The sequence below is a fragment of the Algibacter sp. genome (assembly GCF_049667265.1).
Classification (GTDB): domain Bacteria; phylum Bacteroidota; class Bacteroidia; order Flavobacteriales; family Flavobacteriaceae; genus Algibacter_B.
Genome location: NZ_JBATHX010000083.1, coordinates 1 through 6326, shown reverse-complemented (window position 1 = coordinate 6326; position 6326 = coordinate 1). Strand labels below are relative to the sequence as shown.

At 32.6% G+C, this 6326-nt stretch carries 9 protein-coding genes; 1 reads left to right on the top strand and 8 read right to left on the bottom strand.

The window, feature by feature from the left end:
• Positions 1–542 precede the first annotated feature (542 nt).
• Entirely contained in the window at positions 543–1040 is a 498-nt protein-coding gene (locus tag WBN21_RS03055; RefSeq protein ID WP_424197825.1) for a CAP domain-containing protein, read from the bottom strand.
• A 166-nt stretch (positions 1041–1206) separates the two neighbouring features.
• On the bottom strand, positions 1207–1854 hold the full coding sequence (pdxH, locus tag WBN21_RS03050) for a pyridoxamine 5'-phosphate oxidase (protein WP_424197824.1): 648 nt from the start codon (positions 1852–1854) through the stop codon (positions 1207–1209).
• A 72-nt stretch (positions 1855–1926) separates the two neighbouring features.
• On the opposite strand from pdxH, the gene WBN21_RS03045 reads away from it, so the two are divergent.
• Positions 1927–2355, top strand: a complete 429-nt coding sequence (locus WBN21_RS03045) for an SRPBCC family protein (protein WP_424197823.1) — start codon at positions 1927–1929, stop codon at positions 2353–2355.
• Positions 2356–2362: 7 nt separating this feature from the next.
• On the opposite strand, the gene WBN21_RS03040 is transcribed toward WBN21_RS03045, so the two are convergent.
• The 6 genes from WBN21_RS03040 to WBN21_RS03015 all read right to left on the bottom strand — a co-directional run.
• The gene (locus WBN21_RS03040; RefSeq protein ID WP_424197822.1) at positions 2363–3268 is read right to left on the bottom strand and encodes a ribonuclease Z; all 906 of its coding nucleotides are present in this window, start codon (positions 3266–3268) and stop codon (positions 2363–2365) included.
• 4 nt (positions 3269–3272) lie between these two features.
• The gene (locus WBN21_RS03035) at positions 3273–3740 is read right to left on the bottom strand and encodes a DUF3291 domain-containing protein (RefSeq protein WP_424197821.1); all 468 of its coding nucleotides are present in this window, start codon (positions 3738–3740) and stop codon (positions 3273–3275) included.
• 1 nt (position 3741) lies between these two features.
• On the bottom strand, positions 3742–4074 hold the full coding sequence (locus WBN21_RS03030; RefSeq protein WP_424197820.1) for a ribonuclease Z: 333 nt from the start codon (positions 4072–4074) through the stop codon (positions 3742–3744).
• A 3-nt stretch (positions 4075–4077) separates the two neighbouring features.
• Positions 4078–5007 carry an aspartate carbamoyltransferase catalytic subunit gene (locus WBN21_RS03025; protein WP_424197819.1) on the bottom strand — a complete coding sequence of 310 codons (930 nt, stop codon included), beginning with the start codon at positions 5005–5007 and terminating at the stop codon, positions 4078–4080.
• Positions 5008–5105: 98 nt separating this feature from the next.
• Complete coding sequence (pyrR, locus tag WBN21_RS03020) at positions 5106–5645, bottom strand: bifunctional pyr operon transcriptional regulator/uracil phosphoribosyltransferase PyrR (protein WP_424197818.1); 540 nt, start codon at positions 5643–5645, stop codon at positions 5106–5108.
• Between the two features lie 228 nt (positions 5646–5873).
• On the bottom strand, positions 5874–6326 hold a 453-nt coding region (locus WBN21_RS03015; protein ID WP_424197817.1), incomplete at its 5' end, for a S1 RNA-binding domain-containing protein.

The following is a 6326-nucleotide window of genomic DNA, read 5'->3' as shown; positions in this document are numbered from 1 at the left end:
AAACCACCAAAGGTAATTTTCTTTGGTGGTTTTTTTTATAACAAAAAAATGGTTTACATATAAGTTGAAAAGAATACTCGGAATGCTTATTTTTTTTTTGATGGATGTGAATACTTAAAACACCCTGTTTTTGAAAATAAGAACGCGTAAACGCATGAAAACTTGGGGTTAACCTAAACCAGGATATCATTTTAAAAGCCCTAGAAACATTATTAAATGTTGTTTTAGATTTATATAGTAATGGTATTAAAGACATTAACTAATTTACATCCTATAAATTGGCTTAGGCAAATAGGCCCGCGTTAGGGATTGCAAAGGAAAGCCCACAGCCCGAAGGTGCGAGGACTTGGAATGGAAAGCCTGCCTGCCGGCAGGCAGGCCCGACCTATTTCCTGAACTAAATTCAGGATATAGGTAACGCTCAAATATTTTTCAAAAACGACATTGTTGCAATAAAAAAATCCTTTCATTAATTGAAAGGACTTTTAATCTGTTATTTAATTATTAACTTTTAAGTTATTGGGATTTGTGTATAAAAATGTTTATTTTTTTATGAAGATATTGGTGTAATACCACCTGCCATCTTCATTTTTTTCTGCTGATATGTCAAAATTTGTAAAATCTCCTTCTAAGTTTTCCTTATGTGCTTCACTTTTAATCCAGGCCCTTACAACAGCTTCCGCAGAACTATATCCATAGGCCACATTTTCTGTAACTGTCTTGGCTCCTGCATGAGATTTTAAATATTCGCTTCGAGTAAAAAAATTATGGTGTGAAACTTCATCCTTATCAACCATATAATCTGTATGACTAAATGCAACAGATTTTACTATTTCCATGTCCGCCAAAGGGCTCAAACCTAATGATAATCTATGGTTATTAATACGTTCTAGAATTTCAACTTCTATAGTTTTGGCTTCTGGTGTAACCAGGCTTAATGCCATGGCATCTGCCTTATCGTCTAGGCTATCTGTTGTGCATGATGACAACGAAAATACAGCCAGCAATACCATAAATGGTAACTTGGTTAATAACTTCATAGGTTAAGTTAATTTAGAATTGGGTTTGTAAAATTAACCGACTAACCTGAAGTAATTGTTAATGAATTGTTAAAATCGATAAGACGCATGCGCTTCATCGATTATATGTGTTTTTAATCGTTAAAATACAATATCAACAAGATGTTTTGTGCGTTTCAACGTAATTTTAAGGAGATAATCGATGAATTTGCCAATTGTAATCATCTTGAAGTTTATATCGAATACGGTCATGAAGCCTGTTGGGTCTTCCTTGCCAAAATTCCATTTCAACAGGTTTAACAATATAACCTCCCCAATATACTGGTCTTGGAATTTCTTTGCCTTCGAATTCAGATTCTAAATTGGCAAGTTTTGATTCTAGAAACTGTCTATTATCAACCACATCGCTTTGGTTAGAAACCACAGCCCCTAATTGACTACCTCTAGGACGAGATTCAAAATAGCCATCGCTTAAATTCGGGGCAATTTTTTCAGCCTTTCCTTTTATAATAATTTGTCTTTCCGCACCATGCCAGAAAAAAGACAAGCATACATTTGGGTTAGCATCAATAGCTTTACCTTTTTCACTATTGTAATTCGTATAAAATATAAAACCTTCATAGGTATATTTTTTAAGGAGCACTACCCTATTTTTTGGAAAACCATCTAAGCCTAATGTAGAAATTGTCATGGCATTAGTTTCATCTCCTGCGAAATGCTTATCAACCTCATAAAACCATTTTTGAAATAACTCCAGCGGGTTTTCAGGCACTTCACTTAAAAGTAATTCACCTTTTTCGTACGATTTTCTATAATTGCTTAAATCCTTTTCCATACAGGTGCAATTTAAGGGTTTTTAAAAAAAAATGACTGGTTTTTTTATTATCTTAATAGCAAACTTTATTTTATGAAATTTGTCTGTAATATTAATATAAATAAATCAATTAATGAAGTTGTTGCTCATTTTGAAGATCCAGAATCATTAAAGCAATCGCAAAAAGATTTTATAAGAATGGAGCATTTAATTGGTAATAAAGGTGAAACTGGTGCAAAAACTAAATTAGTTTACAAGAAATTTGATTTAATTGAAACTATTATTCAAAACACATTACCTGATGCGTTTTATGCGAAATATGAGCACAAGAGTATGACAAATACCATGCGCACAAGCTTTATTGTTTTGAATGAAAATAAAACTAAATTGACAACTGAAATTCATTACACTCAATTTAAAGGCCTTTTTTTAAAACTAATTTCAAAATTATTTCCAAGTTTGTTTAAAAAGCAGGTAGATAAATGGCTGGAGAGGTTTAAAATTTATTGCGAAAAACAATAAGTTTGGACTAAAACTCAAATGTTTTACCATCTTCGGCTAATTCAACATTATCAAAAACCTCGTTTGCTTCCTCTTTAAAGGCTTCTATGCCGCCATAACGTGTTGAGTAATGCCCAAGTATTAAAGTGCCAACATTCGCTTGTTTTGCTATGCTTGCGGCTTCCTTGGCGGTTGCATGTTTTGTTTTTACGGCAAGATGAGCATGTTGTTCTAAAAAAGTAGATTCGTGATACAAAACATCGGAGTTTTTTATAATGGAAACTATATCTTCCTTATACATGGTATCACTACAAAAAGCATAACTTTTTGGTTTTATTCCTGGTTTGGTTACTGTTTCATTTTTTATAATAACGCCATCCTCATTTTCAACATCAAAACCTTGAGTTAATTTTCTATAATAGGCCACGTCGATATTTGCCTCTTCAACTGCATGAATTTGTAATTTGCGTAAGCCTTCTTTTTCCTTAAAAAGATAGCCATTGGTATAAATTCTATGATTTAAAGGTATGGTATGCACTTCCACTTTATCGTCTTCAAAAATTAATTCAGTTTTCTTTGAAGTTAATTCATGAAAATAAAGGTTGTAATTTGTCCAAGAATCAGCCAATTTCATTTGAAGCGTAACAATTTCTTTTATGCCTTTTGGTCCGTAGATATGCAAATCTGTTTCTCTTGTAAGTAATCTAAAGGTTGAAATTAAACCAACCAAACCAAAAAAATGATCGCCATGTAAATGCGATATAAAAATCCGCTTAATCCGACTAAATTTTATTTTATGTCTTCGTAATTCAACTTGTGTGCCCTCACCACAATCAATTAAAAACATGTGATTGTTTATTTCTAAAACTTGCGATGTTGTATTGTTTAAAGTACGCGGTGTAGCACTGTAACAACCTAAAATTGAGAGCTTCATGTTATTATAACAGTTTATAATTTAGTGAATCTTCAATGGTATATTTACTCTTAAACGAAAAAGAAAAAGGTGTTTCTCCATGAGTATTCAAATAATCTAATCGGGTTTTAGCATCTTGAAAAGTTGGTACATAGCCTTCAGGAACAAACCAAAATGCCATGTGCATCATTTTTATTTTACTAAACCATTCTTTCTTTCGCTTAAAAACTTCTATATGTCCAGAATTATACGTGTAATTAAATAGCGATTCTAAATTTTCCCAAACCGACATATTAATTATAAGTAAATCGTCTTTAAAAACAATTGCAGCTTCATCTTTATCTTCATCTTTTAAACGCCAAATAAACCCATTACTTAAATCTGCAATGGCATTCATTTTGTCAAGATTATTAACGAAATCTTGCATAATTGGGTCGTCCATTGGAGCCAACCGTCTTGCAATATTTACTTGAGCAAGGTGAAATTTAGTCATGTTAAAATCCTAAGTCGCGTTCCATATCTTCCATTTCAATAATATCAAATGCCTCTTGAATAGTAGGAACTACGGCAAGTTGATCTGGAACACTTTCTAAATCTATTTTACTCGAAACAATTACAAATGAATGTTTCGCTGCAACATGTGTATTTGATATTTGCAAAAACTCTGTAATTTCAGATTTAGTAATGGCATTTATACTCGTTAACGTAACCACAATATTATTGTTTTTATATTTTGGATATAATGCCTGTAATTTTTTAACCAACTCAATAACCGATACCTTTTCTTGAGTAATAATAGTTGTATTGTCCTTTTGGTCAAAAATCATAATCTATTGTTTTATTTTCGATGCTAATAAATAAATAACAGCCATTCTTACTGCTACCCCATTTTGTACTTGATCTAATATAATAGATTGTTTTGAATCTGCTACATCACTTGTAATTTCCACGCCTCTATTTATTGGCCCTGGATGCATAATGGTTATTTCTTTATCTAAAGAATCTAGTAAATCTTTGTTTATTCCAAACTGTTGTGTGTATTCTCTTGTTGATGGAAAATAGCTGATGTCCATCCGTTCATTTTGCACACGAAGCACATTCGCTACATCGCACCAATTCAATGCTTTGCGTAAATTTGTTTCAACTTTTACTCCAAGTTCATTTATATGTTTAGGAATTAAAGTTTTTGGTCCGCAAACCATCACTTCAGCCCCTTGTAACTGCAATGCAAATATGTTTGAAAGCGCTACTCTACTATGCAAAATATCACCAACAATAACGATTTTTTTTCCTTTAACATCGCCTAACTTTTCTCTAATTGAATACGAGTCTAATAAGGCTTGCGTAGGGTGTTCGTGAGCACCATCGCCAGCATTAATAATACTTGCTTTAACGTGTTTAGATAAAAACACCCCAGCACCAGGATTCGGGTGTCGCATCACAACCATATCTACTTTCATAGATAAAATATTGTTAACGGTATCAATAAGTGTTTCGCCTTTTTTAACAGAAGATTGCGAGGATGAAAAATTTAGCACATCGGCAGATAAACGTTTTTCAGCAAGTTCAAAAGACAATTTTGTTCTGGTTGAATTCTCGAAAAATAAGTTGGCAATGGTAATATCTCTTAGCGATGGTACTTTTTTAATAGGTCTGTTAATCACTTCTTTAAAATGATCGGCCGTTTCAAAAATAAGTTGGATATCTTTTTCTTGAAGATATTTAATTCCTAATAAGTGATTGACACTTAATTCGCTCATTGTTATTCTATTAGCTATTTTTATTCATTTAATAGGTTTCGACTGCGCTCAACCTGACAAGAACATCTAACTTCGTGCTCCCGACTTCAAACTTTATTCTATTTCTCAATTAAGTAAACCGAATCTTCCTTATCATGCTCTTTCCAGTTTACCTTTACTTTTTCATTATTTATAACATCTACCTGTCTTCCTTTATAATTAGGCTGAATAGGTAAATGTCTGCTGAATCTTCTATCAATCAATGTTAAGAGTTCAATTTCATTTGGTCTTCCAAAAGATTGTATCGCTGTTAAAGCTGCTCTAATACTACGGCCAGTATATAAAACATCATCAATAAACACAATGTTTTTATCTTCAACTAAAAAATTGATTTTTGTTGTGTTGGCTTCAAGAGTTTTTTCTCCACGTCGAAAATCATCCCTAAAAAAGGTGATATCAAGATGCCCTAATTTTATGTTTTTTACTTTATAATCCTCAGTCAATATTTTAGCTAATCTTTCCGCTAAAAAAACGCCACGAGGCTGTAAACCAATAAGTACCGTGTTAGAAAAGTCGTTGTGTTTTTCAATAAGTTGACAAGCCAATCGGTGAAGAATGATGTTTACCTCTTTTGCGTTAAGTAAAACTTTTTGACTCATATAGTATCCAAACGTATTTGGAGAACAAATATAATGCAAAAAGTTAGAAGTAAAAACCAATACTAATAATCTTTATTTGGGTGCTACCTAAATCCTGAATTTAGTTCAGGACCTAGGTCGGGCTTTCACTACGCTCCCGATTTTCATTGGGATTAAACGGTCTTTTTAAACAAAAAAAAGCCTCCAATTTCTTGGAGGCTTTAATATTATAAATGAATTTCAGAAAAATTACTTCTTCTTAGTTTTTGCTGGTTTAGCAGCTTTTCCATCCATTTTATCTTTAAGAGCTTGTAAGGCATCATTAGCATCACCTAAAGTTGGTTTTGCTTCAGCGGTTGCAGCAGCAGCTTTCTTAACAGCAGCTTTTACATTCTTAATTTCCTCTTCTCTAAAAATAGCAGTATGCGAAGCAACTACTCTTTTAAACTCTTTGTTAAATTCAATAATTTTGAATTCTGTTTCTTCACCTTTCTTAAGTTTAGAACCATCTTCTTTCTCTAAGTGACGAGAAGGTACAAATGCTACGATATCTTCATTGAAATCGATAGTAGCACCTTTGTCAACTATTTCAGTAATAGCAGCTTTATGAACTGTATCTAATGCGAATTCAGTTTCGTACTTATCCCAAGGGTTATCAGTAGTCTGTTTATGACCTAAACTTAATTTACGTCCTTCAACATC

What these genes read in the sequence shown, in the direction of transcription:
- WBN21_RS03030 (WP_424197820.1), bottom strand. Translation starts at nt 4,074, where the DNA reads ATGATTTTTGACCAAAAGGACAATACAACTATTATTACTCAAGAAAAG.
- WBN21_RS03040 (WP_424197822.1), bottom strand. Translation starts at nt 3,268, where the DNA reads ATGAAGCTCTCAATTTTAGGTTGTTACAGTGCTACACCGCGTACTTTA.
- pdxH (WP_424197824.1), bottom strand. Translation starts at nt 1,854, where the DNA reads ATGGAAAAGGATTTAAGCAATTATAGAAAATCGTACGAAAAAGGTGAA.
- WBN21_RS03035 (WP_424197821.1), bottom strand. Translation starts at nt 3,740, where the DNA reads ATGACTAAATTTCACCTTGCTCAAGTAAATATTGCAAGACGGTTGGCT.
- pyrR (WP_424197818.1), bottom strand. Translation starts at nt 5,645, where the DNA reads ATGAGTCAAAAAGTTTTACTTAACGCAAAAGAGGTAAACATCATTCTT.
- WBN21_RS03025 (WP_424197819.1), bottom strand. Translation starts at nt 5,007, where the DNA reads ATGAGCGAATTAAGTGTCAATCACTTATTAGGAATTAAATATCTTCAA.
- WBN21_RS03045 (WP_424197823.1), top strand. Translation starts at nt 1,927, where the DNA reads ATGAAATTTGTCTGTAATATTAATATAAATAAATCAATTAATGAAGTT.
- WBN21_RS03055 (WP_424197825.1), bottom strand. Translation starts at nt 1,040, where the DNA reads ATGAAGTTATTAACCAAGTTACCATTTATGGTATTGCTGGCTGTATTT.